Here is a 24,891-nt window from a genome sequence, read left to right on the forward strand (position 1 = left end):
CGGCCGAGACCTAGCTCGTGGCGGTCCGCACCTTGTCGACGGCGTAGCGGACCTTGCGGGCGTTCACGGCGACGAGCACGTCGCGGTACTGGGCCGCCCGGTGGAGCTGGCCCTTGAGGTCGTTGGACGACGCGCGGTGGCGCAGGTCGCACGGCACCTCGACGGCCACGTACCCCTGGCGGAGCAGGTCGATCGTCATGCCGGTCTCGACGCCCCAGCCGCGCGCGAGCGGCGTGGCCGCCTCGAAGGCCTCGCGCGTCAGGCACCGCATGCCCGAGAGCGGCTGGGTGGGCGTCCACCCCGTCATCGACTGGATCGCGCGCCGCGCCGCGCCGACGACGATCCCCCGGCCGCCCGCGCCGGGCTGCGGGGGCAGGAGCGCGATCGCGACGTCGGCGTGCCCCTCCAGGACCGGCGGCACGAGGGGCGCGGTGTTGACCGCGGTCTCCCCGAGGTCGCCGTCGACGAAGAGCAGCAGGCGGGGCGGGCGGTCCGGGGCGTCACGCATCGCCACGACCGCGGCTCCCGTCTCCATGGCCGCCGCCTTGCCGCGGTTGTGGGAGTGCCGCACGACGACGGCCCCGGCCTCCCGCGCGACGTGCTGGGTGTCGTCCTCGCTCCCGTCGTCCACGACGAGCACGAGGTCGACGTGCGGGATCGCCTTGGCGGCGCGGACGGTCGCGGCGATGCGCCGGGACTCGTCCTTCGCCGGGATGATCACCGCGACGCGCTGCCGGGCCGCGCGGCCGCTGCGTCCGCCGTCGTGCGCGGGCCGCGGGGTGCGCGCGCGGGTGCCGGACGCCGAGAGGTAGGTCGGGGGCTGAGGAGACGCTGCCTTCGCGGGCACGCCGCGCCCCGCCTCGCTCCTGGTCTCGGTCGACCGATGGTCCGCGTTCACGCCGCCCAGCCTAGTAGTGCAAAGAGTTGACCGCAGAATCCCCAGGAGTGTCGCCCGAGATCTGCGGCGAACCCTGCACGGTGCGTCACGAGATCTCCCGACGCCGCCCGGGATCCTACTCGACCACGGTCCGCACGGACAGCGCCTGTGCACGGTGGTCCGGCGCCGGAACGGCGCCGGACCCACCGTGCGGGCGGTCGCGGCGGAGGCCGTCGAGCGGGTCAGCGCAGCGTGACCTGGCGCGACACGATGCCCGCACGGGCGCGGCGCTCGTTCGCGTCGAGGGGCTCCGTGACGGCCAGCGCCTCCGCCAGGCGCGCGTCGAGCTCGGCGACCGGGCCCTCGAGCTCGTCGGCCTCCGTGCCGCGCGGGAGCTCCCACACGGGCACGAGGAGCCCGCTCGAGCGGAACGCCCCGACGAACTTGCCGCCGGCGAGGCCCGACTCGCGGCGCGCGTGCAGGCGCGAGATCGCGTCGATGAGCGCGTCCTCCGGCTCCGGGCGCGCCCAGCGCAGGAACTCGCGCGACATGCGGCACCAGTAGGCGGACGGCACGGCGTCGAGCTTGACGGTCGGGACCATCGACCCCGCCGCCTCGTCGAGCGACGCCTGCACGTCGGGCGTGACCTCCTGCGTCGGGTCGAGCCAGTACGCGAAGTCCTCGTGGACGGTCACCTCGAAGGGCACGTCGAGGTCGAGGACGTCCTGGAGCCGCGGCCCCGCGCCGGGCAGCGCACCGAGCTCGACGGAGGTGCCCGGCTCGACGTCGATCGCCTCGAGCAGCGCCGCCGCGAGGTCGCGGCTCGTGTCGCCCGAGCCGGCGAGCGTCTGGACGGCGAGCAGGATCACCCCGTCCTGGCGGTGCAGCGCCGCCCAGCCGGCGGGCAGGACGGTGACGACGAGGACGTCGCGCGCGCCGTGCTCGGCGGTCGTGCGGGCCGTCGCGGTGGCCGACGGCACGACCTCGCGCATCGCGACCCAGTCGGTCTCGCCGGGCAGCCCCTCGAACGGGCGCAGCACGAAGTCGGGCGTGGAGTTCTTGGCCATGCGCGGCAGTCTACCGACGCGGTCGGTGCTCCTGGCAGGCGAGCGACCCCGCCCCGCGGTGCTACCTCGCTGGACGGGTGCGCGGGCGGAGGCGGACGTCGGGGAGCACCGGGGCGGGCAACGGACCGCCGTCGTAGCCGACGACCTGCCCGTACCGGCCCGAGGCCGCACCCTCGGCGTACCGGGTCCCGCCGCGGCGCGGGCTCCGGACCGGCTCTCGCTCCCCGTCCGGGCCGCTGCCCGACGAGACGTCCGGGCCGTCCTCGTCCCCGACCACGAGCTGGGCCTGCCACTCCTCGCGGGCGCGCGCGACGTCGTCGTGCGAGCGGCCCACGAAGTTCCACCACATGACGATGTCCTCGGTGAACGGCTCGCCACCGACGAGGACCGCGCGGGCCGGGCCGTCGGGCCCGGCCTCGACGGTCAGCGTCCGGCGCCCGGGCGCCACGTAGCCCAGGGACGCCACGGGCACGTCCGCCTGCTCGAGCCGCACCGCGCCGTCGTCCACGAGGAGGCCGTGCTCGAAGGCGGGGTCCACGTCGAGCACGACGCGTGCACCCGGCTCGAGGTCGAGCTGGGCGCCGACCAGGGGCGTGAAGGCCGTCGCGGGCGAGCGCAGCTCGGTGCCGGCCACCGTCAGCGCGCCGAGGAACACCTGGACGCGTGCGCCGCCGTCCGTCGCGACGGGCAGGTCGGCGTGGTGCTCGAACGCCGGCGCGTCCGCGAGGCGGTCGCCGGGGAGCGCGACCCAGAGCTGCACGCCGTGCAGGACGGGCGGGCGCTCGCCGCTCGGCGTCTCCTCGGAGTGGGAGATGCCCCGTCCCGCGGTCATGAGGTTCAGCTCGCCCGGTCGGACGGTCTGCAGCGAGCCGACGGAGTCGCGGTGCAGGATCTCCCCCGCGAACAGCCACGAGACCGTCTGCAGGCCCGTGTGCGGGTGCGGCGGGACCTGCATGCCGTCGGTGCCGTCGCCGATCGCGGGCAGCGGGTCGGGCCCGTAGTGGTCGAGGAAGCACCACGCCCCGACGAGCGACCGCGCGCGCTGCGGGATGGTCCGGCGCACCTGCATCGCCCGCGTCCCGCCGAGGGGGACGTCACGGTGCTCCAGGATCTCGACGGCGCCGCGGTCGGCGCCGCCCGGCGCGCCGGCGGTGCACACGCGCTCTTCCGGACGGGTCTCCAGGTTGCTCATGGGTCGAGCGTAGGCATTGTCGCGCGCGCTGGGGCACGCCGGCGGCACGGTGTCCCGCGCCACGCGCGACAGGGGCTGTGGTTGCACGGGGCGACGCGGGAGAATGGCAGCGAGGCCCCTCGGAGCAGGATTCCGAGGGGCCTCGCCGTCGCCGCGCAACCCCGGGGCGGTCGGGCCGGGTGGCCCGTCGGGGCGCCGCTCGCGACGTGGCGGCCCGGTGCCGCCGTGGGGCCGGACGGGTCCGGTCTCCTCGGCGACACCGATCGCGGTCGGTCTTCCGGGTCCGGTCGGAGCCTGCGCCGTCGCGCGCAGCCCGCGACCGAGGTCGCGGGTCGTCCACCGTTCTCCGGTCGACCGTGCCTCGCGTGCGCTCCGTGGTGTCACCTGCCGGTGCCGGCGAGGTCGGGATGACCCCTGCTCTGCGTGCCGGAACACCGTCGTCCACGTGCGCCCGTCCAGGCCGATAGGCACGTTTGTAGTCCTCGGATCGGACGAGGGCAAGGGTTCCCCGGCTTGTCATTTCCGGGTGCGCGTCGACCACAGGTTCGTCCACAGACGCACCCGCGCGAGGGCAACGTCGCCCACAACCCTGTGGACGAATTCTGTGGACAGTCCGTCCGCCGGACACCGCCCGTTCACGCGGCGTCCGGCTGCCGTCCCCCTCAGACCCAGAACTGCGACGTCGAGGCCGGGGTGAGCCGCTCGTCGAGGTCGAGGTCGCGCACGACGAAGCCGCCGTCGTCGACCAGCGCGCCCGCGAGCCGGCCCTGCAGCATCGCGGCGAGCCGTGCGACGAGCACCCGCGCCCGCGAGCGTGCGATGACGTGCAGGCCGGACGGCCGCTCCAGCTCGAGCTCGTAGGCGTCCGCCGGGCTCCACGAGACGCGGTACGCGTACGGTCCGTACTCGCGCCAGTCGAGCGCCCCGAGCGCGAGCGGCACCTCCGGGACGCGCTGCATCCAGAGCCGGACGGCGCCGTCGTACGGGGTGTCGCCCGACGCCGCCACGTCCGACGGCCCGTCGGGACGAGGCTCGACCGCGACGACCTGCGCCGACGGCACCACCGTCCGCAGCACGCCGAGCACGTCCCCCGGCGTCAGCACCTGCGCCGAGTAGAGCGTGAGGTCGACGCCGGACGCCGGGTCCGGGGTGAGGACCGACCGCCCGTCGGCCACGACCGCGCCGCCCACGCGCCGGGCCACCGCGACGGCCCACCCGAGCACCTGGAGCTCGGCGCCCTGCGGCAGCCCGCCGGGGAAGGCGCGGACGAGTCCGTCCCGGTCGTCCGGCACGGGGGCGGCCGCGCCGCGCGGTGGCGGCTGGTCGAGCTCGAGCGCGTAGACGTCGGCGGCCGCGCTCGCGAGGTCGAGCGCCTGCGTCTGCGGAGCGGTCAGCGGGAAGGGCCCGACGGCGCGCGCGCCCTCGACGAGGCCGAGCACCCCGGGCACGACGGCGGCGTCGGGGACCACGCCGCGGAAGCGGGCACCGGCCATGGGCCGGGCTGCGGCGCCGCCCCCCGGCGCGGTGGTCCACGCGGCGTCGGGGAACCAGGCGCGCGCGAGCGCGTCGACGGGCGTCCGTGCCGCCCCGCGGGAGCGGGGCACCGCGAGCAGGTGGGCACCGGCGTGCGGCTCCGGCACGAGACCTGCGACGACGGGGTCCATGACGGGACCGTAGTACGTCCGGAATGCCTGGGTGTTACGGGCGTGTCACGATTTCGGCCGCGACCTCCCGGTGGAGGCAGGTCGTCAGGCCGCGCGCACGTCGTGGAGGTGGTGGACGACGTCGTGCACGAAGTACTGGCCGAGCGTGCGGACCGTGAACACGGACCCGTTGGAGCGCCGCCCCGGCCGCTCCCACTGGTCCGGCACGACGGCGTCGAAGCGGCCGGCGACGCGGTCGCCGGCGATCTCGAGCTCGCGCGCGACGACCGCCGGGTCCTGGTGCGCGTAGTCCTGCTCGACCGCGGTGGCGTCCTGGTCCCAGTTCGCGAAGAGCGGGTCGTCCCCCTCGACCATGGCCTGCAGCCGCACGTCGAAGATCGAGAACACGTCCCGCACGTGCGCGGCGTACTCGAGCGGGGACCAGGTCGTGCCGTCGGGCCGGGTGCGCGCGTCCTCCCGGCGGAGCACCGCGACGTAGCGCGGCACCGCGGCGCGCACGGCCGCCCCGGCCTGGTCCGGCGTCACGTCGCCCGGGACGAACCCGCACTCGGGGCAGGGCCGGTCGAGGACCCACGTCCAGTCCTTGGTGTCGGCGGGGACGGGCGGGTAGTCGGCGGAGGCGTCCTGCACGGGACCTCCCTCGGGCGACGCGGCGGTGTCCATGGCGGAAGTGTGGCAGAGGGCCCGCCCTGCGCCGCCGGGTTTTGCGTTCTGACACCGGGTGCCTATGGTGTCAGCATGCCCAAGATCATCGGAGGTTCCCTCCACGAGCACCGCGCGCAGACCCGGCAGAAGCTGTTCGCGGCGCTCTCGAACCTCATGATGGACCGCGGCTTCGACGCCATCTCGCTCGCCGACATCGCCGCGGCGGCCGGCGTGGGCCGCACGGCGGTCTACAACCACTTCCCCGACAAGGAGGCGCTGCTCCTGGGCTTCATCACCCACGAGACGGAGCAGTACGTCGGCACGCTCGAGCGCGCGCTCGCGGACGTCGACGACCCGGTCGAGCAGCTGCGGACGTACATCCGCCAGCAGGCCCAGCTCATGCGCGTCTTCCACCTGGCCCCGGGCCCGGACCTGCGCTCGGTGCTCTCGCGGACCACGCGACAGCGGCTGCGCGAGCACGCCGAGCTCGTCGAGGCGATCCTGCGCCGCATCGTGCGGTCCGGCATCGACGCCGGCGAGTTCCCGCCGCAGGACATCGACACCACCGTGCAGCTCGTCAACGCGTGCCTGTCCGGCCGGCTCGCGCCGGAGGACCCCGCCGCCCGCGCGCAGGCCGTCGCGGCGACCGAGGCCTTCGTGCTGCGCGCCGTCGGCGCCGACCTCGATGCCCCGGCGCTCGTCCGGGGCTGAGCCGCGCGTCCGGGGCCGGGTCGCGCGTCCGGGGTAGGTGATCCGAGCACCGGTCTCGTACCCTCGCAGCCATGCCCCTCGGACGTCGCGACCGTCGGCCGCGACTGCCGCCGCCGCGCGGTCGTCTGGGGCCGGCGTTCACCAACGTCTTCACGGCGAACCTCAGCTCGAGCCTCGGCGACGGGGTCGCGCGCGTCGCCGCACCGCTGCTCGCCGTCCGCCTCACCGACGACCCGGTCCTCGTCTCGGGGATCGCCGCCGTCGCGCTGCTACCGTGGCTCTTCTTCGCGATCCCGGCCGGGATCCTGCTCGACCGGATCGACCGCCGGCACGCCCTCGCCCTCGCCAACGGCGTGCGGACCCTCCTCGCCCTCGGGCTCGTGGCCCTGTCGTGGACCGGCACGCTGACGATCTGGTCGCTGTACGCCGTCGTCTTCCTCTACGGCGCGTTCGAGACCGTGTACGACGGCGCGATCCGGGCCGTCGTGCCGTCGATCGTGCGACCGGCCGACCTCCCGCGCGGGAACTCGCGCATCGAGGCGGGCGAGATCACGGTCCAGAACTTCCTCTCGGCGCCGCTCACGTCCGCGCTCTTCGCGATCGCCGTCGTGGTGCCCCTGGGCGTCGGCGCCCTCGGCTACGCGGTGGCGTTCGTCCTCGCGTTCTTCCTGCCGGCGGCGGCCGCCGGAGAGCACCGTACGCACGGGTCCGACGACGCGCCCGTGCGCTGGTACCGCCAGGTCGCCGACGGGTTCCGGTACATCTGGGCGCACCCGATGCTCCGGCCGCTGTGGCTGCTGTCGACGGTCGTCGGGCTGTGCTTCTCCGCCGCGACCGCGACCCTCGTGCTCTTCGTGCTCGACCGCCTCGGCGTCCCCGAGGCGTGGTTCGGCGCGTTCATGCTCGTCGGGGCGGTCGGCTCGCTGCTCGGCGCCGCCGCAGCCGCGCCGCTCAAGGAGCGCTTCGGCTCAGGACCCGTCATGGCGGTGGCGAACCTGCTCACGCCCGCGGCGCTCGTCGTCATGGGCCTGGTCCCCGTCGTGCCCGTCGCCGCGGTGCTGCTCGCGCTCTCCTTCGGCGGCACGACGGTGTGGAACATCCACGTCATGTCGCTGCGCCAGGCGGTGATCCCCAGCCGGCTGCTCGGACGCGTGCACGGCACGTGGCGCACGCTCCTGTGGGGCGTCATGCCGCTGGGCGCGTTCCTCGGCGGCCTCCTCGCGCGCCTCGACCTCACCACCCCGCTCGTCGTCGGCGGTGGCCTCGCGGTCGTCGTCGGTCTCGTCGGGTTCCGCTTCCTCGCCCGGCTGCCGAACCCGGAGGACGTCGGCGGCGCACCGACCTCGGCGGTCGAGGATCCAGGTAGGTAGGCATGCCTAACCTCATGCGGTACAGTTCCTGACGCATCGTCATGACGGATCGTCAGGACGACACCTCGACCCGACGCACCGCAGGAGCTCCCGTGACGGCTCTCACGCACGACCTCGCCCCCGCCGACCTCCCCGCGCCGCTCTCCCTGCGGCTGCGCGAGGGGACGCGCCCCGAGCACGAGCAGGCGGAGTCCTCCGGATTCGTCGAGAAGCTCATGTCGGGCGGTCTCGACGTCGCGGCGTACGCCGACCTCGCGGCGCAGCAGTGGGCGATCTACGGGGCGCTGGAAGACGCGAGCGCCGCGGTCCGCGGTGACGCCCAGGGTGCGACGCTCGTCTTCGACGAGCTCACGCGCACGCCCGAGATCGAGAAGGACCTCGCGTTCCTCGTGGGGCCGGACTGGACCGAGCGCATCACGATCCGCCCCGCGACCGAGCGCTACGTCGCGCGCCTCCGCGAGGTCGGCGGCTCGCTCCCCGCGTACGCCGCGCACGCGTACACGCGCTACCTCGGCGACCTCTCGGGCGGCCAGATCATCAAGCGCATGCTCGAGCGCCACTACGGCCTGTCGGTCGAGGGTCTCGCGTTCTACACGTTCGTCGAGATCCCGAAGTCGAAGCCGTTCAAGGACGTCTACCGCGAACGCCTCGACGGCCTCGACCTCTCGCCCGAGCAGGTCGAGGAGACCGTCGCCGAGGCGAGGCTCGCGTTCCGGCTCAACAGCGCCGTCTTCGCCGACCTCGGCGCCGTCCACCGCTGACGACGGGCGCCCGGGTCCGCCGAGGGAGTACCACGGTGGGCCGACGGAGCACCTGCGGGACGCCGTCGGGCCGCAGAGCGGCCCCCAGCGCCCCCGCGAGAGACGTCCTCCGCCTGCCGTCGCACGCTTCGATGTAGGTTAGCCTTATCTCACTTGGCCGACGTCGCGACGGACCACCGGCCGCGCCGGTCCGCGACCTGCTCCTGGAGAACTCCCATGCGTCACCCTGCCCGCACCGCGCTGCGCGCCGCGAGCGCCGTCGTCCTGCTGGGGCTCGCCGCGGCGTGCGCGCCGCTGCCGTACGAGCCGCCCGCAACGCCGGAGGCGAGGGCCACCGCGGACCCGGAGCCGGTCGCCGAGCCGACAGAGGCGACCCCTGCCGCGGCCCCGACGTGCACGACGCTCGAGGAGTCGCGCGCCGCGGGCGGCGGCAGCGACGTCGACCCGGCCACGTTCCCCACCGGCCCCACGACCGCGGCGTTCGCCGAGGACGCGATCCACCCCGTCGCCGAGTCCCCGGCGCCGCAGCTCCCCGTCACGGTGCAGTCCGTCGACGGCCGCGCGGTCGAGATCACCGACGTCAGCCGCATCATCCCCGTGGACCTCTACGGCACGCTCGGGGAGATCGTCTACAGCCTGGGGCTCGGCGACAACGTCGTGGGCCGCGACCTGCCGACCGGGTTCCCCGAGGCCGCGGACGTCCCCGTCGTCACGGGCGCCGGCCACGCGCTCGACGTCGAGGCGATCCTCGGTCTGGACCCGTCGGTCATCCTCACGGACGCGACGATCCTCACCGACGACGTGCGGTCCCAGCTCGACCGGTCCGGCGTCCCCGTCGTGTACCTCGACGAGAGCCGGACGCTGGACGGCGTCGACGACCGCATCCGCGCGGTCGCGACGGCGCTCGGCGTGCCGGCCGAGGGCGAGGCGCTCGTGGAGCGCACCGACCGCCAGATCTGCGCGGCGCTCGACGCCGTCCCCGCGGACACCGGGACGCCTCGCGTCGCGTTCCTGTACCTGCGCGGCGCGAACATCAAGATGCTCTTCGGGCCCGGCTCCGGTGCCGACGACCTCGTGCACGCGATCGGCGGCGAGGACGCGGGCACGGCGATCGGGCTCACGCAGCAGTACGCGCCCGTGACGAGCGAGGCGATCATCAGCGCCGCGCCCGACGCGTACCTCGTCATGACCGACGGCCTCGAGTCGATGGGCGGCCTCGACGCGATGATGGCGATCCCGGGCCTCGCGCAGACGCCCGCGGGCGAGTCGCGGCGCGTCGTCGACATGGACGGCTCGCGCCTCCTGACGTTCGGGCCCCGGACCGGCGCCACGATCGCCTCGCTCGTCGAGGCGTTCTACGGGGTGCCCGCGCCCGAGCTGCCGTCGTCGTGACCGTGCCTCGCGGCCGCGTGCCGCTCGCCCGCGTGCTGCCGGACGTCGGGCGACAGCGCCGCCGGTCGGCCCGCTGGCTCATGACGGGGCTCGCCGTCGCGCTGGCCGTGCTCACCGTCGCGTCGGGGATGACGGGGCAGGTGCCGGTCTCGCCCGCGGAGGTGCTCGGGTCGCTCGCGCACCACGTCGGGCTCGACTGGGGACCGATGCCGTCGCACCCGCAGGGGGAGAACGCGCTGTGGGTCGTGCGGTTCCCGCGCGTCGTCATGGCGATCGTCGTGGGGGCCGCGCTCGCGTGCTCGGGCGCGCTCATGCAGGGCGTGTTCGGCAACCCGCTCGCCGAGCCGGGCGTCATCGGCGTCTCGGCCGGGGCGGCCGTCGGTGCGTGCGCGGTCATCGTCACGGCGGGCGCGCTCGTGCCCGGCACGTGGGTCGCCGGGGCGGCGTTCGTCGGCGGGCTCGTCACGACGTTCGTCGTCTACGCGCTCGCGCGCGCCGGCGGCCGGACCGAGGTCGTCACGCTCGTGCTCACGGGCATCGCGGTGAACGCGTTCGCGGGCGGGCTGCTCGCGTTCTTCACGTTCGTCGCCGACCCCGCCGCGCGCGAGCAGATCGTGTTCTGGCAGCTCGGGTCGCTCGGCGGCTCGACGTGGAGCTCGGTCGCCGTGGTCCTGCCGATCGCCGCCGTGGGGGTCACGGGCGCGATGCTCGTGCGCCGCAGGATGGACCTGCTCGCGCTGGGCGAGCGGGCCGCGCACCATCTCGGCGTGGACGTCGAGCGGCTGCGCCAGCTCGTCATCGTGCTCGTCGCGCTGCTAGTGTCCGCCGGCACGGCGTTCACGGGGATCGTCGCGTTCGTCGGGCTGGTCGTGCCGCACCTCGTGCGCATGGTGTGCGGGCCGAGCCACCGCACGCTCATCCCGGCGTCGGTGCTGGGCGGCGCCGTCGTGCTGCTCGCCGCCGACCTCCTCGCGCGCAGCGCCGTCGCGAACGTCGAGCTGCCGCTCGGCATGATCACGTCGCTCGTCGGCGGGCCGTTCTTCTTCTACCTCCTGCGCCGCACGCGCTCGCGCCAGGGAGGCTGGGCATGACCGACCTGCGCCACGAGGGCTCCTCGTTCCTCGGCTCGCTGCGCACCGCCGTCACCGGCGCCCGACGCCGCACGCGCCTTCCCGCGCCCGTCCCGCCCGGCGACGTGGTCACCTCGGCGCACGCGGTGTCGCTCGCCCTGGGCGGGGCACCGGTCCTGCGCGACGTGTCCGTCGACGTCCGCGCGGGCGAGGTGCGGGCCCTGCTCGGGCCCAACGGCGCGGGCAAGTCGTCGCTCCTCGGCGTCCTCACGGGCGACCTCGCGCCGGCAGCCGGGGACGTCGTCGTGCACGGGCGCGCGCTCGGCGACTGGACGCCGACCGAGCTGGCGATGCGCCGCGCCGTGCTGCTCCAGCAGGTGTCGCTGAGCTTCCCGTTCACGGCCGTGGACGTCGTGCGCATGGGGCGCTCACCCTGGCGCGGGACGCCCTGGGAGGACGAGGACGACGCCGCGGTCGCCGAGGCGCTGGCCGCGACCGACGTCGGCCACCTCGCCGAACGCCACTTCACGTCGCTGTCCGGGGGCGAGAAGGCGCGCGTCGCGCTCTCGCGCGTGCTCGCGCAGCGCACAGCCCTGCTCATGCTCGACGAGCCGACGGCCGCGCTGGACCTCAAGCACCAGGAGCTCGTCCTACGGCTCGCGCGGTCGCACGCGGCCGCGGGCGGGGCCGTGGTCGTCGTCGTGCACGACCTCTCGCTCGCCGCGGCGTACGCGGACCGCGTGACGTTGCTCGCGCACGGTCGTGTCGTCGCGGACGGCGGGCCGCGCGAGGTGCTCACCGAGACGCTGCTCAGCGAGGTCTACGACCACCCGGTCGAGATCGTCGAGCACCCTGGCGGCGGGGCCCCGATCGTCGTGCCGCGCCGCTGACCCCCCGAGGAAGTACCGGGGTCCGCCGAGGCGCCTCCGGAGCCACCTAGGCTGTGCGGTGCGACGGACGGCGGGGGGAGCTGGTAGGCGATGACGCAGCAGCGCGCGTGGACGTCGCTCGTGCTCCTCGGTGGGCTCGGACTGCTCGGGTCCTGGTGGTGGTCGGGACCACGACCGTCCAGCCGCGCGCCCCGGAGCTGGACCTCATGACAGAGCACAGCACCCTCGCGGAGCTCGAGGACGTGGCGAGCGACGTCGTGCTCCTCGAGCCGACGGGCGGCCAGCGCACCGAGCAGATCGCCAGCGCCCCGTTCGTGGTGACGCAGGCGAGGGTCGTCGCGTCGGGAGCAGGGCCGCTCTCCGCGGGGGACGTCGTCGAGATCCGCCAGGAAGGCGACCGCTGGGTGAACGTCGCGCCTGCACTCGAGCCCGACCCGGGAGCGCGCTACCTGGCGTATCTCAGCCCGTGGAGGTTGCTCGACGACGCCGACACCGGCCAGCACGTCGTCGCTGGAGCGCAGGCGGTGTGGCGGATGGAGCGCGGGGGCGGGCGGCTCGTCACGGAAGACAGTCCGCTCCCTCGTCAGGTCGAGGTCACCGGACAGGGTGACGAGCTGGCCGTGACGTCGTAGGCCACCCGCACGCGGCCGACGAGATGGTAGACGCCGTCGTCGGGCTCGCCGTCGGAGCGGCAACGTCTCGCATCTCGCGGGCGGACCGGGGTACTACCTCGCGCGTGCGGGGGCCGGGACACCGCCCGGGAGGGCCTCGTACCGGTCGGGGACGGCGGTGAACGACCCGCGGCCACCCGTGAGGGACCGCAGGTCCAGCACGTAGCGCACGAGCTCGGACTCGGGCACGAGCGCCTCGACGACGACGCGGCCGTCGTCGAGCGAGCCGGTCGCCGTGATGTGCCCGCGCCGTGCGGACAGGTCGCCCATGACGTCGCCCTGCGAGTCGGACGGGACGGTCACGGTCACGGCCGAGACAGGTTCGAGCACGACCGTCCCCGCCGCCGCGATCGCCTCGCGCAGACCCACCGCTCCGGCTGTGCGGAACGCCATGTCGGACGAGTCGACGGAGTGCGCCTTGCCGTCGTAGACCTCGACGCGCACGTCCACGACCGGGTAGCCGTGCGGGCCGCCCGCGGCCATCGCCTCGGCGACGCCGCGCTCCACCGCCGGGAGGTACTGCCGCGGCACGGACCCGCCGACGACCGCGTTGGCGAACTCGAACCCCGCGCCGCGGGGCAGCGGCGAGACGCGCAGCTGCACGACGGCGAACTGGCCGTGCCCGCCCGACTGCTTCTTGAGCCGCCCCTCGGCATCTGCCGGCCGCGCGATCGTCTCGCGGTACGCGACCTGCACCGGCTCGGTCGTCACGTGCACGCCGAACGTGCGCTCGAGCCGTTCGAGCGCGACCGCGAGGTGCGTGTCCCCGAGCCCGCCGAGCACGGCCTGCGTGCCGGTGAGGTCGACGTGCAGCGTCGGGTCCTCTCCGACGAGGCGCGCGAGCGCGGCGGACAGCTTGTCGTCGTCCGACTGCGACACGGGACGCAGCGCGTGCGCGTAGACGGGCGGGCGGCCGGGCAGCGGCCGGGCCGACACCGGCGACCGACGGCTCGCCAGGAGCCCGCCGGTCGACGCCGCCCCGAGCTTCGCCGCGGCGGCGACCTCGCCGGCGCCGACGCGCTCGACCGCCACGTGCTCGCGGCCGCGCAGCCGGAACAGCGCGTGCACGCGGTCCTCGGCGCCCGTCGCGACGTCGACCAGGCGGTCGCCGCTCGCGACGCTGCCCGAGAGCACCTTGAACACCGACACCTGCCCCACGAACGGGTCCACGACCGTCCGGAACACGTGCACGAGGGCGTCGCCCGCCGGGTCCGCCTCGACCTCGGACGTCGCCCGGTCGGCGGGGCCGTCGGACCCCGCGACGTCGGGCAGCAGCACGACCGCCGGCCGGTCGACGGGCGACGGCCCGAGCTCGCACACGAGGTCGAGCGCGCGGTCGACGCCCACGCCCGTGAGCGCCGACGCGAGGAGCACGGGCACGGCCTCGCCGTCGCGGACCTCCTGCGCGAGCGTGCGCTCGAGCTCCGCGACGGCGGGCTCGTCCCCGGCGAGGTACGCCTCGAGCTGGTCGTCGTCGTGCGTGACGATCTCCTCGACCACCTGGTCGTGCAGCGTGTGCTCCTCGGTGCGCACGTCCTCCGGGACGTCCTCGTCGTGGCCGTGCCCCTCGCCGTCGTACTCGCGGGCGCGCTCGGAGAGGACGTCCGCGACGCCGTGCAGCGACTGCTCCTCGCCGAGCGGCAGCTCGAGCGGGACGAACGACGCGGTGAAGGTCGACCGCACGTCGTCGAGCACCGTGCGGAAGTCGGCACGCGCCCGGTCCTCCTGGGAGACGAGGACGAGGCGGGGGATCCCCGCCTCGTCGCACATCCGCCACACCTCCTGGGTCCCGGAGCGGACCCCGTCGACGGCGCTCACCACCACGACCGCGAGGTCGGCCACCGCGAGCGCCGCGTCGACCGCCCCGAGGAAGTCCGGCGAGCCGGGGGTGTCGAGGAGCGTGACGCGGTAGGCCTCGCCGTCGGGCGCGGTCCAGTCCAGGTGCGCGACGCCGAGCCCCACGGAGATCCCTCGCGCGACCTCCTCGGGCTCGTGGTCGCACACGGTCGTGCCCTCGGCGACCGACCCGGGCCGCGGGATCGCCCCCGCCCGGTGGAGGAACGCCTCCGCGAGCGTGGTCTTGCCCGAGCCGCTGTGCCCCACGAGAGCGACGTTGCGGACCCTGCGCGGCCCGGGGGCTGACGACGACGTGCCCATGGCTGCCTCCCTCGGCTGCCTCGCGACGCTGTCTCGCGGCGGGCGACCGCCCGTCGTCCCCCCAGGCTAGTGACGTGACGCTGATCCTGCGCGGGTCGGGGCCCCGGGGACGGCCGGGGCGCCGACCGGTCAGCACTGCGCGCGCACGTACCCCGCGTCGTCGGGTCCCACGAGGTCGCGGTCGCGCAGGACGGTGAGCGGCGCGCGGTCGGTCCGGGCGCACACGCGGTCGAACGGCTCGGGGAGGGCGTCGTCGTACTCGACCTGGAGCACGTGGTCGCCGTAGACGTCCGTGTACGCGGCGCACTCGTCGTAGACGGCGCACTCCTCGGTCACCGCGAAGTCGAACCCGAGGTCGTCGCGTGCCACTGCGGCGATCTCGGCCGCGTTCTTCTGCGCCACGGCCAGGCCCGCGTCGTGCGCGAGGTCGACGTACGCCGTGGCCAGCGCGAGCGCGCCCTCCTCGTCGATGCGACCGGTGTCCGGGTCGTCGAAGCGGGTCCACGTGTCGAGGTTGTCGATCTCCACCGCGTCGAACCCGGCGTCGGCGCAGCCGGTGACGACCGGACCGAGGATCTCCAGGATCCCGTCCCGCTGCACGGCGGTCGACGGGTCGAGGACGTGCTCGTCGGGCCAGTCCGGGTCGACCACGAGCTGCCCCGACGCATCGTGCAGCAGCAGGTCCTCGTGCTCGCGGACCCAGCGGTCCGTCTCGGCCGGCTGGGTCTGGAAGCCGTTGACGTAGCAGACGGAGTACGCGCCGTCGGCAGGCTCGGCCGTCGCGTCGCGCACGACCACGTCCAGCCCGCCCGGGACGTCGTACGCCGCGCCGAGCTGGTAGTCGAACGTGCCCTCGGTCGGCGGCAGGCGGTACGCGGGCGGCGACGGCGCCGCGGAGCAGCCCGCGAGCACGACGGTCGTCGCCCCGGCGACCAGCACCGCGGTGCGCGGCCCGGCGCCGGCGCGCCGCGAGGGAGGGCTCGCGCGGAGCCCTCCCCCGAGGTGTCGCCCGGTCCGCGGACCGGGCAGTCGCGTCACAGGCCGCGGTCGACGTAGACGCGCAGTGCGTCACGCACGAACGTCGCGCCCTCGACACCGCCGTAGTTGAGCGCGAACCGCGGGTCGTTCACGTACATCTCCCCCAGGCCGAGGAGGTAGCCGGCCAGCGGTCCTGCCTCGTGCGCGGGGTTCGCGGGGACGGCCTGCAGCCACGACACGTGGCGACGTGCGAGCTCCTGCGCCTCGTCGGACGCCGGGTCGACACCGGCCTGGGCCGCCGCCGCCCAGTCGTCGTTCAGCCGGGCGGTGCGCTCCTTCCATGCCGACCGCTCATCGTCCGACATCCCGCGCCACCAGGCGTCGCCGCGCGCGTACGCGTCCTTGCCCCAGCGGTCCTCGACCTCTTCGCGGTACTGCGTGTGGTCGAACCCGTCGAACATGTCCGTCGCCATGAGCTCGCCACCTCCTTCCATCGTCGTGATCGTCCGTTCGACCGACGCGATCTGTCGCGCCAGCCGCTGCCGCTCCGCGCGGAGCCAGTCGAGGTGGGTACGCAACGCCCGCACCTCGGACTCCTGCTCGTCGAGCGCCGCCCTGATGGCCGGCAGCCCGAGCCCGAGGTCGCGCAGGAGGAGGATCCGCTGGAGGCGGACCAGCGCGTCGGCGTCGTAGTGGCGGTACCCGTTCGACGCGACGCGGCTCGGCGCGAGCAGCCCGACGGCGTCGTAGTGACGCAGCGTGCGGCTCGTCGTGCCCGCCAGCCGCGCGACCTCCTGGATGGACCAGTCGGCCGTACGGCCCGGTGCCGTGATCCCCATGACGCGCCTCCCTCCGTGTGGTCCCGCACTCGCGGCGCGACAGCGATCAGCACGCTAGGAGTTGACGCTACGTCAAGGTCAAGCGCCTGACGCGCCGGGCTGCTCCCGACGCCCGCGGGTGCGACGTGCCGCGCGGTCCGCCACGACGTCCGGATGGGCAGCCCCCGGTCTCTTCACCTCGAGGTGCAGGCCGAGGCCGTCGCCGGCCGTCGCCGGGACGAGCGTCGACCTGGTGGGCGTCGCGGGTACGGGCGGGCGCCGAGAACGTGGCGCGCGCCCGCCGGCCAGGTGGCGCCGCGCCTTGTCCGCGCGTCCCGCGCGGCGTAGCGTCGACGCCGGGACGCCCGCCCGGGCGCGCGACGACGCGGAGGCCCTCGATGGGCACGAGTGACCGGATCCGACAGCACTACGCGGGGGACGGCATCGCCGACCGCATCCTCGCGGCCGCGAGCGCCGGTGCCGAGAGCGGCGTGGTGCCCGTCGACGCGCTCGCGCCGTACGACGAGCTGCACGCCGGGGGCCTCGACACGACCCTCTACCTGCTCGGCCTGCTCGAGCTCGACGCGGGGACGCCCCTGCTCGACGTCGGCTGCGGTCTCGGCGGTCCGGCGCGGGTCGCCGCGGACCGGCACGCCTGCCCCGTGACGGGCGTGGACCTGAGTCCCGACTTCGTCGCCGCGGCGCAGGTCCTGACGGAGCGCGCCGGGCTGTCGCACCTCGTCCGGTTCGAGACGGGCTCGGCCGAGCGGCTGCCGTGCGACGACTCCTCCCACGAGCGCGCGGCCATGATCCACGTCGGGATGAACCTGCCCGACAAGGCCGCGACCTTCGCCGACGTGCACCGCGTCCTGCGCCCCGGCGGGCTGTTCGGGCTGCACGACCAGATGCGCGTCGGCCCCGGGGACCTGACCTACCCGCAGCCGTGGGCCGTCGACGACGAGACGTCGTTCCTCGACACCCCGTCCGCCTACGTGGACGCGCTCACCGCCGCCGGGTTCGAGGTGGTGCGCGTCGAGGACCGGCGCGCCGCGCTCGCGCCGTCCGCCGGGGAGCCGATGGAGGACCGGGCCGTCGTCTTCGGCCCCTCCTTCGTCGAGCGCGTCACGAACATGGTGGCCGCGACGCGCGCCGGGGTCCTCGCGCCCGTGGTCGTGCTGGCGCGGGCCTGACCACGGCCGGCCGGCTCACCGGTCGAGCAGTGCGCCGACGAGCTCGGCGGGCGTCCGGACGACGGCGACCGCACCCGCCGCCTCGAGCTCGCCCGGCTCGGCGTAGCCCCACGCGACGCCGACGCACGGGATCCCGTGCTCCGCCGCGCCGTGCACGTCGTGCTCGCGGTCTCCGACCATCGCCACGTCGTCGACCGCCAGGTCCGCGAGCGCGGGGTCCGCGCGGAGGCCGTCGAGCGCGTGCGCGACGACGTCGCCCTTCGTTCCCCGCGTGCCGTCGAGGGTGGCGCCGTACACGTCGTCGACGCCGCGCCCGAGGTGCTGGTCGAGACCGAGGTGGGCGACGATCCGGCGCGCGTAGACCTCGGGCTTGGACGTGGCCACGGCGAGCCGCGCACCGTGCGCCCGCAGCGCGGCGAGGGACTGCGGCACACCGGGGAACACGGCGTTGTCGAACATGCCGCCCGCCGCGTACACCGCGCGGTAGGCCGTGATCGCGTCCTCGACGCGGTGCGCGGGGACGCCCAGCGCGGTGAACCCGTCCGCGAGCGGCGGGCCGACGACCCCGCGCACCGCCGCGTCGTCGGGCACGGGCACGCCGATCTCGCGCAGCGCGTGCTGCGCGCACGCGACGATCCCCGGCGCGGAGTCGGCGAGCGTGCCGTCGAGGTCGAGCAGGACGACCCGCGGCGCGCTCACACGGTGCCCGACGACGCGTCGTCGCCCGAGGGCGCGCCGCCCGGCCCGTCTGCGGCCGGCGTCGCACGCCGGCCGCGCCTGCCGAGGACGAAGCCGCTCGCGATCCCGACGAGCAGCGCGCCGGCGGCCGCGAGCAGCGCGGAGAGGCCCGGCGGGTAGGCGCCGACGGGGACGAACGTCGTGTCGGACAGCGGCGCGTACGCGAACCAGCCGGCCGAGGTCGGCCGGCTCGCGAACCACGCCGCGGCGGCGAGGAGCGCGAGGCCGACGACGACGAGCGTGGCCAGCAGGACCGTCACGGTCCGTCGGGAGCGCGGCCGCGGGCGGTCCGCGGAAGGAGATGTCGGGGCCACTACTCCCCCACCGACCCGTCGATCGCCTCGCGGATCAGGTCGGCGTGGCCGTTGTGCCGGGCGTACTCCTCGACCATGTGGACGAGCACCCACCGCAGGTTCCACCGCTCGCCCGTGTGCCGGCTCGCCACGGCCGTGAGCCGGTCGAGGTCACCGTCGGCGAGGACGTCGTCGAGGATCGCGTCGGACGCCGCCACGGCGCGGTCGAACAGCATCCTCAGCTGGCCGGGGCTGTCGTGCGCGGCGCTGTGCCAGTCCCAGTCGCGGTCCGCGGACCAGTCGACCGTGTCGAACGGTGCCATGGGCGACCCGCCGAGGAGGACGACGGAGAACCAGTTCGACTCGACGTACGCGAGGTGCTTGAGCATGCCGCCGAGCGTCATCGTCGACGGGGCGATGCTCGTCGCGAGCTCGGGCGCCCCGAGCCCCGCGGTCTTCCAGCGCATGGTGTCACGGTGGAAGTCGAGGAAGCCGCGGAGGGTCTCGACCTCGCCGGCGGCCGACGGCGGGTCGGCGCGCGAGTCCGCGGCCAGCTCCAGGTGCGGTTCGGTGCTCACCCCGAGACCGTACCGATCCGCGCCCGCGAGGGCGAGGATCAGCCGAGGTCCGCCTCCCACGCGAGCCACTTCCGTCGCACCGCCGCCTCGACGTCGACGTCCTGCGAGCGCGCGAGCAGCAGGAGGTGCGCGAGCACGTCGGCGACCTCGTCCGCGAGGTCCTGCCGGGCGCCGTCGGGCGTGTCCCCGCCGTCGGCGCGGGGCCGCGTGCGGCCCGTCGCCGCGAGGAACGCCTGCGTGAGCTCGCCGACCTCCTCGGTGAGCTTGAGCGCGAACCAGTCGGCGTCCCGGTCGATGCCGAACTTCCGGGCGTAGAGCGCGGAGACCGCCTCGACGCGGTCGGCGAGGTCGGGGAGCGTGAGCGGGAGGGCGGACGGCGCGTCGTCGGGCACCGGTCCAGTGAACCACCGTGCGCGGACGACGCCGCGCGAACCCCTCCGTTCTCAACGTATAGCGCACGGGGGGTCTTGTGGCAAGGCCCCCCTCGGCGCCCAGACTGGCGGCTCACGCCACGACGCAAGGAGCCCCGTGAACCCTCTCGCCACGAGCGCCTTCGACCTTCCCGACCGCCTCGCCCACAAGGCCGACCCGGCGCTCGTCGCCGACGACGAGCGCCGGCTCGCCGACATCGCGGCGACCCTCGAGGATCAGGTCGCCGACCTCACCGAGCGGCTCGACGCCGCGCGCCGCGCCCCGGGCGGCCACGGCCAGGCCGCCCTGGACCGCGACCAGGAGGTCCACCGGCTGAGCACGCGGCTGCGCACGCTGCGCCGCTTCGGGCTCGACCTGTGCCTCGGCCGCACGGTCCCGGCCGACGGCTCGGAACCCGTCTACGTCGGGCGCCTCGGCCTCACCGACGCCACGGACCGCCGGCTGCTCGTCGACTGGCGCTCACCCGTGGCCGAGCCGTTCTTCGGGGCGACGCACGCCGACCCCATGGGCCTCGCGAGCCGCCGCCGCTACCGCTGGACGCGCGGCCGCGTGAGCGACTACTGGGACGAGGTCTTCACGCCCGACGGCCTCGAGGGGAACGTGGCGCTCGACGACCAGTCCGCGTTCGTCGCGAGCCTCGGCGCCAGCCGCTCGCCCCGGATGCGCGACGTGCTCGGCACGATCCAGGCCGACCAGGACGCGATCGTCCGCGCCGGCTCGCGGGGTGCGCTCGTCGTCGACGGCGGCCCCGGCACGGGGAAGACCGTCGTCGCCCTGCACCGCACGGCCTACCTGCTCTACTCCGACCCGCGCCTCGGCCACCGCCGCGGCGGGGTGCTGTTCGTCGGGCCCCACCAGCCCTACCTCGCCTACGTCGCGGACGTCCTGCCCAGCCTCGGTGAGGAGGGCGTGCAGACCTGCACGCTGCGCGACCTCGTCCCCGAGGGCGCGGTCGCGCGGCCCGAGACCGACCCGCACGTCGCCCGGCTCAAGGCCTCCGCCGAGCTCGTGCGCGCGATCGAGCCGGCCGTCGCGTTCTCCGAGCGGCCGCCCGCCGAGGGCATGGAGGTCGGGACGCCGTGGGGCGACGTCTGGGTGAGCACCGCCGACTGGGCGGAGGCGTTCGGCTCGCCCGAGCCCGGCACGCCGCACAACGAGGCGCGCGACGACGTCTGGGACGCGCTCCTCGGGATCCTCGTCGACAAGGTCCGCGAGGACGTCGGCGAGGACGTCCGCGACGAGGTCGGCGACGAGGTCGGCGACATCGGCGACGAGGTGGATGCCGAGCCGGCGGACGGCGGCGGTGTCGCCGCGGAACAGGTCCGCCGGGCGCTGGCGCAGGACCGTGACCTGGGGGCCGCGTTCAACCGGGCGTGGCCGCTCGTCGAGGCGACGGACCTCGTCGCGGACCTGTGGTCCGTCCCCGCGTACCTGCGGCTGTGCGCGCCCTGGCTCTCGGCCGAGGAGGTCCGCTCGCTGCAGCGTGCCGAGCCGCAGGCCTGGACGGTGTCCGACCTGCCACTCCTCGACGCCGCGCGCCGGCGGCTCGGCGACCCCGAGGCGTCGAGGCGTCGGCGTCGGCGCGAGGCGGCCGCCGCGGCGGAGCGCCGGCGCATGGCCGACGTGGTCGACGACCTCGTCGCCGCCGACGACTCCGAGCTGCTCGTCATGTCGATGCTCCGCGGGCAGGACCTGCAGGACGCCCTGGTCGACGGCTCCGCCCCGCCGCCCGACCCCGGCGTCCTCGCCGGCCCGTACGCGCACGTCGTGGTGGACGAGGCGCAGGAGCTGACCGACGCCGAGTGGCGCATGCTGCTGGACCGCTGCCCGTCGCGGAGCCTGACGATCGTCGGCGACCGGGCCCAGGCCCGGCACGGGTTCGCCGGGTCGTGGGAGGAACGACTCGGACGCGTCGGGCTCGACCGCGTCGAGGTCGCGTCGCTGAGCATCAACTACCGCACGCCGGAAGAGGTCATGGCCGAGGCCGCGCCGGTCATCCGCGCCGCGCTCCCCGACGCCAACGTGCCGACGTCGGTCCGGAGCACCGGGACACCCGTCCTGCACGCCCCGGCCGCGGAGCGCGACGCGATCCTCGACGGCTGGCTCGCCGAGCACGCCGAGGGCACCGCGTGCGTGATCGGCGACCCCACGTTCGCCGCCACGCCCCGCGTCCGGTCGCTCACGCCCGAGCTGGCGAAGGGGCTCGAGTTCGACCTCGTGGTCCTCGTGGACCCGGAGGCGTTCGGCGCCGGGATCGAGGGCGCCGTCGACCGCTACGTCGCCATGACGCGCGCGACGCAGCGGCTCGTGGTGCTCACGCGCTGAGACGACCTGCCGACGTGGGACGGCACGACCTCGGCCGGCGTCCGCGAGGGACGCCGGCCGAGGTGCTCGTCACACCGTGCGCCGCGTGCGCCGGATCCCGACCCACAGCCCGACCGCGCACGTCACCGCGGCGGCGACGAAGCCCCACAGCACGTCGGGGTCGGCGAACCGGCCCGCGAGCAGCGCGCGCTCGGCGTCGACGATGTACGTCAGGGGGTTGAACAGCGCGGCCGTGCGCATCCAGGCGGGGCCCGCCTCGAGCGGCAGCATCATCCCGGAGAGGATGAGCAGCGGGAAGAGCAGCGACTGCTGCACGCCCCAGAACAGCCACTCGCGGTTCTTCGCCGCGAGCGCGAGCGCGATGGACAGCGCGCCGACGCCGATGCCGAACAGGCCCAGCAGCGCGAGCCCCACGAGCAGGTGCAGCGGGTAGAGCGTGAAGCCGAACGGCACGCACACGAGCGCGATGAGCAGGCCCTGCACGACGAGCGGGGCGAACTCCTTGAGGGCGCGCCCCACGAGGATCGCGGACCGGTCGAGCGGCGTCGCGAGCACCCGCTCGTACGAGCCGGTCATCATCTCGTAGAGCAGGTTCGACCCGCTCATGGACGTGCCGAACAGCGAGATCATGACGATCACGCCGGGCACGAACCACTGCAGCGTGTCGGCGGTGCTGGCGCCCTCGGCCCCGCCGAACGACCCGCCCACCGCGCCGGTGAGCAGCGGCCCGAACAGCCCGAGGAAGATCAGCGGCTGCAGGAGCGAGAAGATCAGGGTGAACGGGTCGCGCAGCACGAGCAGGATCTCGCGCGTGAACACGGCCCAGGTGTCGCCGAGGAACTTCGCGGCCCCCGACCGCAGGGTGGTGTCGGGGCCGGAGGTCACCCCGGTGGTCCGGGCACCGGACACGTCGGTCCTGGTCGACATCACGCCGCCTCCTCTCGCAGGCTGCGTCCGGTGAGGTTGAGGAACACGTCGTCGAGGCTCGCCTGCCGCAGCTCGGCCGAGCGCACGGCGAACCCGGCGACGCGCAGCGCCTCGATCGCCTCGGGCAGCCGGTCGGCGCCGTGCGCCGTGGAGATCCGCACGGTGGACCCGCCGTCCGCCCCGGGCGTCACGTCCGCCCGCTCCGCGTCCTCGGCGAGGGCCGCGAGCACCCGGGAGGCGTCGTCGGTCCCACCGGTGCCCGACGACGCGGGCGCGCCCTGCCCGAGCGCGTCACCCGGGAACGGCGCCACGGCGAGCGTGATGAGGTCGTCCGCGTGGTCGCGCTTGAGGTCGTCCGGCGTGGCGTCGGCGATGATGTCGCCGTGGTCGATGACGACGACGCGCTCGGCCATGTCGTCGGCCTCGTCGAGGTAGTGGGTCGTGAGGACGATCGTCATGCCGTACCGCTCCCGCATGGCCCGGATGTGCTCCCAGAGGTTGGCGCGGGCGTGCGGGTCCAGTCCCGTCGTCGGCTCGTCGAGGAACAGCAGCGGCGGGTGGTTCATGAGACCGAGCGCGACGTCGAGCCGCCTCCGCTGACCGCCGGACAGCGACTGCACGGTCCGCTTCTCGAGCCCGCCCAGGTCGAGGGCCACGAGGAGGTCGGCCGCTCGCCGCGAGTACTCGGCGGGGGGCAAGCCGTAGAAGCGGCCCTGGTTGTGCAGCTCGTCGAGCACGCGGTAGGAGTAGCCGCCCCCGTTGCCCTGGCCGATGAAGCCGATGCGCGAGCGCACGTGCGCGGGGTCGCGCACGACGTCGAACCCGGCGACCTCGGCCGAGCCGGCGGTCGGTTCGAGGAGGCTCGTGAGCATCCTCAGGGTCGTGGACTTGCCGGCCCCGTTGGGGCCGAGGAAGGCGACGAGCTCGCCCTCGTGGACGTCGACGTCGATCGCCTTGACGGCTTCGACGACCTCCTTCTTGCGGTGGAAGGTCTTGGTCAGGCCACGGGCTCGGATCACCGGAGCCACCCTTTCGTACGCCGTACCGAAAATGATCCGACTACGTTAGCATACGGCGTACGGGAAAAGGCAAGCCCTGCACGCGGACCGGCGTCCCGAGGCGGTCCACGAGAGGACGTCGGGGAGGATGGGCACGTGACGACAGACCGCACCGACGAGCGCACGGGCCCGAGCGCGCCGTCGGCCACCCCGCAGACCCCGCCCGTCGACCCCCCCGCCGACGCGGGGGCCGGCACCTCCGGACCCGACGACGACGGCCGGCCGCGCGGCGTCGTCGCCGCCGCCGAGGCAGGGGTCCCGAACGCGGTCGCCGCCGCGGAGCACGCGCGTGCCGGCGCGACCGACGTCGTGCGGACCCCCGAGGTCACGCGCCGGCTCGCGCTGCTGTGGGACCCGCCCACCCCGGCGACGCGGGGGCGCAAGCCCCGCCTGACGCTCGACGACGTGGTCCGGGCGGGGACCGCCGTCGCGCAGGAGGGCGGGCTCGACGCGCTCTCGATGCGTCGCGTCGCGACCGAGCTCGGGGTCGGGGCGATGTCGTTGTACACGTACGTCCCCGGCCGCACGGAGCTCGTCGACCTCATGATCGACCGCGCCTACTCCGAGCTCGACCTGCCGGCGGCCGGCGACCCGTGGCGGCAAGCGCTCGCGCAGTACGCCCACGAGATGTGGAACCTCTACCTGCGCCACCCGTGGATCCTGCAGACCAACATGTGGCGCGCGCCGCTCGCCCCGCACGTCCTCGACGCCCAGGAGGCGGGGCTGCGCACGATCGTCGACACGGGCCTCGACGAGATCCAGGTCGTGGAGACGCTCTCGCTCCTGGACAACTACGTGCAGGGGCTCGCGCGCGCGACGATCGCCGAGTCGGCCGAGCAGGACGGCAGCGACGAGTACTGGACGACGCTCGGCTCCTTCTGGGAGGACTGGTTCGACGTCGAGCGGTACCCGACCATGACGCGCATCTACGTCGCCGGCGGCTTCGACGCGCCGCAGGGGCCGTTCGACGCGAGCCTCGACCGACTGCTGGACGCCGTGGAGATGGCGATCGACCGCGCGACCTCCACGCGCTGAGCCGAGGGCGCGCTCCCGGCTGACGCGCGCGCCCGACCCCTGGCAGGATCGT

At 75.0% G+C, this 24,891-nt stretch carries 24 protein-coding genes; 10 read left to right on the forward strand and 14 right to left on the reverse strand.

All coding sequences use genetic code 11. The features are described from left to right. Positions 1–10: 10 nt before the first annotated feature. From ACWPWV_RS04995 to ACWPWV_RS05015, 5 genes are all read right to left on the reverse strand, one after another. Positions 11–847 carry a glycosyltransferase family 2 protein gene (locus ACWPWV_RS04995; RefSeq protein ID WP_454042813.1) on the reverse strand — a complete coding sequence of 279 codons (837 nt, stop codon included), beginning with the start codon at positions 845–847 and terminating at the stop codon, positions 11–13. A gap of 272 nt (positions 848–1,119) precedes the next feature. Further along, positions 1,120–1,944 (reverse strand): DUF5926 family protein, encoded by an 825-nt coding sequence (locus tag ACWPWV_RS05000; RefSeq protein WP_454041841.1) that lies wholly within the window; start codon positions 1,942–1,944, stop codon positions 1,120–1,122. Positions 1,945–2,005: 61 nt separating this feature from the next. Further along, positions 2,006–3,136 carry a pirin family protein gene (locus ACWPWV_RS05005; protein WP_454041842.1) on the reverse strand — a complete coding sequence of 377 codons (1,131 nt, stop codon included), beginning with the start codon at positions 3,134–3,136 and terminating at the stop codon, positions 2,006–2,008. A gap of 662 nt (positions 3,137–3,798) precedes the next feature. Continuing rightward, positions 3,799–4,800 carry a hypothetical protein gene (locus ACWPWV_RS05010; protein ID WP_454041843.1) on the reverse strand — a complete coding sequence of 334 codons (1,002 nt, stop codon included), beginning with the start codon at positions 4,798–4,800 and terminating at the stop codon, positions 3,799–3,801. An 84-nt stretch (positions 4,801–4,884) separates the two neighbouring features. After that, positions 4,885–5,463: a DinB family protein gene (locus ACWPWV_RS05015; RefSeq protein WP_454041844.1), complete on the reverse strand. Its 579-nt coding sequence runs from the start codon at positions 5,461–5,463 to the stop codon at positions 4,885–4,887. Between the two features lie 75 nt (positions 5,464–5,538). Here ACWPWV_RS05015 and ACWPWV_RS05020 point away from each other — a divergent pair, with 75 nt between their 5' ends. The 7 genes from ACWPWV_RS05020 to ACWPWV_RS05050 all read left to right on the forward strand — a co-directional run bounded on the left by ACWPWV_RS05020 (position 5,539) and on the right by ACWPWV_RS05050 (position 12,271). Further along, positions 5,539–6,156: a TetR/AcrR family transcriptional regulator gene (locus ACWPWV_RS05020; protein ID WP_454041845.1), complete on the forward strand. Its 618-nt coding sequence runs from the start codon at positions 5,539–5,541 to the stop codon at positions 6,154–6,156. 71 nt (positions 6,157–6,227) lie between these two features. Continuing rightward, the gene (locus tag ACWPWV_RS05025) at positions 6,228–7,526 is read left to right on the forward strand and encodes an MFS transporter (RefSeq protein ID WP_454041846.1); all 1,299 of its coding nucleotides are present in this window, start codon (positions 6,228–6,230) and stop codon (positions 7,524–7,526) included. 92 nt (positions 7,527–7,618) lie between these two features. After that, a complete protein-coding gene (locus ACWPWV_RS05030) occupies positions 7,619–8,287 on the forward strand; it encodes a biliverdin-producing heme oxygenase (protein WP_454041847.1) in 669 nt (222 codons plus the stop codon). Positions 8,288–8,503: 216 nt separating this feature from the next. Then, on the forward strand, positions 8,504–9,679 hold the full coding sequence (locus tag ACWPWV_RS05035) for an ABC transporter substrate-binding protein (RefSeq protein ID WP_454041848.1): 1,176 nt from the start codon (positions 8,504–8,506) through the stop codon (positions 9,677–9,679). After that, on the forward strand, positions 9,676–10,770 hold the full coding sequence (locus ACWPWV_RS05040) for a FecCD family ABC transporter permease (RefSeq protein WP_454041849.1): 1,095 nt from the start codon (positions 9,676–9,678) through the stop codon (positions 10,768–10,770). Before ACWPWV_RS05035 ends, ACWPWV_RS05040 begins: the two co-directional genes overlap by 4 nt. After that, a complete protein-coding gene (locus ACWPWV_RS05045) occupies positions 10,767–11,639 on the forward strand; it encodes a heme ABC transporter ATP-binding protein (protein WP_454041850.1) in 873 nt (290 codons plus the stop codon). Before ACWPWV_RS05040 ends, ACWPWV_RS05045 begins: the two co-directional genes overlap by 4 nt. Positions 11,640–11,845: 206 nt before the next feature. Then, a complete protein-coding gene (locus tag ACWPWV_RS05050; protein WP_454041851.1) occupies positions 11,846–12,271 on the forward strand; it encodes a hypothetical protein in 426 nt (141 codons plus the stop codon). A 93-nt stretch (positions 12,272–12,364) separates the two neighbouring features. Here ACWPWV_RS05050 and ACWPWV_RS05055 read toward each other — a convergent pair whose 3' ends face one another. The 3 genes from ACWPWV_RS05055 to ACWPWV_RS05065 all read right to left on the reverse strand — a co-directional run bounded on the left by ACWPWV_RS05055 (position 12,365) and on the right by ACWPWV_RS05065 (position 16,284). Continuing rightward, a complete protein-coding gene (locus ACWPWV_RS05055; protein ID WP_454041852.1) occupies positions 12,365–14,467 on the reverse strand; it encodes an elongation factor G in 2,103 nt (700 codons plus the stop codon). A 129-nt stretch (positions 14,468–14,596) separates the two neighbouring features. Further along, positions 14,597–15,505 (reverse strand): endo alpha-1,4 polygalactosaminidase, encoded by a 909-nt coding sequence (locus ACWPWV_RS05060; RefSeq protein WP_454041853.1) that lies wholly within the window; start codon positions 15,503–15,505, stop codon positions 14,597–14,599. Continuing rightward, a complete protein-coding gene (locus ACWPWV_RS05065; protein ID WP_454041854.1) occupies positions 15,502–16,284 on the reverse strand; it encodes a MerR family transcriptional regulator in 783 nt (260 codons plus the stop codon). The genes ACWPWV_RS05060 and ACWPWV_RS05065 overlap by 4 nt, the downstream gene beginning before the upstream one ends. 377 nt (positions 16,285–16,661) lie before the next feature. On the opposite strand from ACWPWV_RS05065, the gene ACWPWV_RS05070 reads away from it, so the two are divergent. Beyond that, positions 16,662–17,453: an SAM-dependent methyltransferase gene (locus ACWPWV_RS05070; protein WP_454041855.1), complete on the forward strand. Its 792-nt coding sequence runs from the start codon at positions 16,662–16,664 to the stop codon at positions 17,451–17,453. Positions 17,454–17,468: 15 nt separating this feature from the next. Here ACWPWV_RS05070 and ACWPWV_RS05075 read toward each other — a convergent pair whose 3' ends face one another. The 4 genes from ACWPWV_RS05075 to ACWPWV_RS05090 are packed head-to-tail and all read right to left on the reverse strand — an operon-like array spanning position 17,469 to position 19,454. Further along, a complete protein-coding gene (locus ACWPWV_RS05075; RefSeq protein WP_454041856.1) occupies positions 17,469–18,152 on the reverse strand; it encodes an HAD hydrolase-like protein in 684 nt (227 codons plus the stop codon). Next, positions 18,149–18,451: a hypothetical protein gene (locus ACWPWV_RS05080; RefSeq protein WP_454041857.1), complete on the reverse strand. Its 303-nt coding sequence runs from the start codon at positions 18,449–18,451 to the stop codon at positions 18,149–18,151. Before ACWPWV_RS05080 ends, ACWPWV_RS05075 begins: the two co-directional genes overlap by 4 nt. 53 nt (positions 18,452–18,504) lie before the next feature. Continuing rightward, complete coding sequence (locus ACWPWV_RS05085; protein ID WP_454041858.1) at positions 18,505–19,062, reverse strand: DinB family protein; 558 nt, start codon at positions 19,060–19,062, stop codon at positions 18,505–18,507. 38 nt (positions 19,063–19,100) lie between these two features. Further along, positions 19,101–19,454, reverse strand: a complete 354-nt coding sequence (locus tag ACWPWV_RS05090; RefSeq protein ID WP_454041859.1) for a MazG nucleotide pyrophosphohydrolase domain-containing protein — start codon at positions 19,452–19,454, stop codon at positions 19,101–19,103. 136 nt (positions 19,455–19,590) lie between these two features. Here ACWPWV_RS05090 and helR point away from each other — a divergent pair, with 136 nt between their 5' ends. Then, complete coding sequence (helR, locus tag ACWPWV_RS05095) at positions 19,591–21,819, forward strand: RNA polymerase recycling motor ATPase HelR (protein ID WP_454041860.1); 2,229 nt, start codon at positions 19,591–19,593, stop codon at positions 21,817–21,819. A 69-nt stretch (positions 21,820–21,888) separates the two neighbouring features. On the opposite strand, the gene ACWPWV_RS05100 is transcribed toward helR, so the two are convergent. Both ACWPWV_RS05100 and ACWPWV_RS05105 read right to left on the reverse strand, forming a co-directional pair. Then, positions 21,889–22,746, reverse strand: coding sequence for an ABC transporter permease (locus ACWPWV_RS05100; protein WP_454041861.1), 858 nt, complete (start codon positions 22,744–22,746; stop codon positions 21,889–21,891). After that, a complete protein-coding gene (locus ACWPWV_RS05105; protein WP_454041862.1) occupies positions 22,746–23,765 on the reverse strand; it encodes an ABC transporter ATP-binding protein in 1,020 nt (339 codons plus the stop codon). The genes ACWPWV_RS05100 and ACWPWV_RS05105 overlap by 1 nt, the downstream gene beginning before the upstream one ends. 135 nt (positions 23,766–23,900) lie before the next feature. Between ACWPWV_RS05105 and ACWPWV_RS05110 the strand changes: the two genes are divergently transcribed. Further along, positions 23,901–24,839, forward strand: a complete 939-nt coding sequence (locus ACWPWV_RS05110; RefSeq protein ID WP_454041863.1) for a TetR/AcrR family transcriptional regulator — start codon at positions 23,901–23,903, stop codon at positions 24,837–24,839. Positions 24,840–24,891: the final 52 nt, after the last annotated feature.

The sequence above is a fragment of the Cellulosimicrobium sp. Marseille-Q8652 genome (assembly GCF_965112045.1).

Coding starts and splice junctions, on each gene's coding strand:
- ACWPWV_RS05000 (WP_454041841.1), bottom strand. CDS start 1,944: ATGGCCAAGAACTCCACGCCCGACTTCGTGCTGCGCCCGTTCGAGGGG.
- ACWPWV_RS05005 (WP_454041842.1), bottom strand. CDS start 3,136: ATGAGCAACCTGGAGACCCGTCCGGAAGAGCGCGTGTGCACCGCCGGC.
- ACWPWV_RS05010 (WP_454041843.1), bottom strand. CDS start 4,800: ATGGACCCCGTCGTCGCAGGTCTCGTGCCGGAGCCGCACGCCGGTGCC.
- ACWPWV_RS05015 (WP_454041844.1), bottom strand. CDS start 5,463: ATGGACACCGCCGCGTCGCCCGAGGGAGGTCCCGTGCAGGACGCCTCC.
- ACWPWV_RS05020 (WP_454041845.1), top strand. CDS start 5,539: ATGCCCAAGATCATCGGAGGTTCCCTCCACGAGCACCGCGCGCAGACC.
- ACWPWV_RS05025 (WP_454041846.1), top strand. CDS start 6,228: ATGCCCCTCGGACGTCGCGACCGTCGGCCGCGACTGCCGCCGCCGCGC.
- ACWPWV_RS05035 (WP_454041848.1), top strand. CDS start 8,504: ATGCGTCACCCTGCCCGCACCGCGCTGCGCGCCGCGAGCGCCGTCGTC.
- ACWPWV_RS05045 (WP_454041850.1), top strand. CDS start 10,767: ATGACCGACCTGCGCCACGAGGGCTCCTCGTTCCTCGGCTCGCTGCGC.
- ACWPWV_RS05050 (WP_454041851.1), top strand. CDS start 11,846: ATGACAGAGCACAGCACCCTCGCGGAGCTCGAGGACGTGGCGAGCGAC.
- ACWPWV_RS05055 (WP_454041852.1), bottom strand. CDS start 14,467: ATGGGCACGTCGTCGTCAGCCCCCGGGCCGCGCAGGGTCCGCAACGTC.
- ACWPWV_RS05065 (WP_454041854.1), bottom strand. CDS start 16,284: ATGGGGATCACGGCACCGGGCCGTACGGCCGACTGGTCCATCCAGGAG.
- ACWPWV_RS05070 (WP_454041855.1), top strand. CDS start 16,662: ATGGGCACGAGTGACCGGATCCGACAGCACTACGCGGGGGACGGCATC.
- ACWPWV_RS05100 (WP_454041861.1), bottom strand. CDS start 22,746: ATGTCGACCAGGACCGACGTGTCCGGTGCCCGGACCACCGGGGTGACC.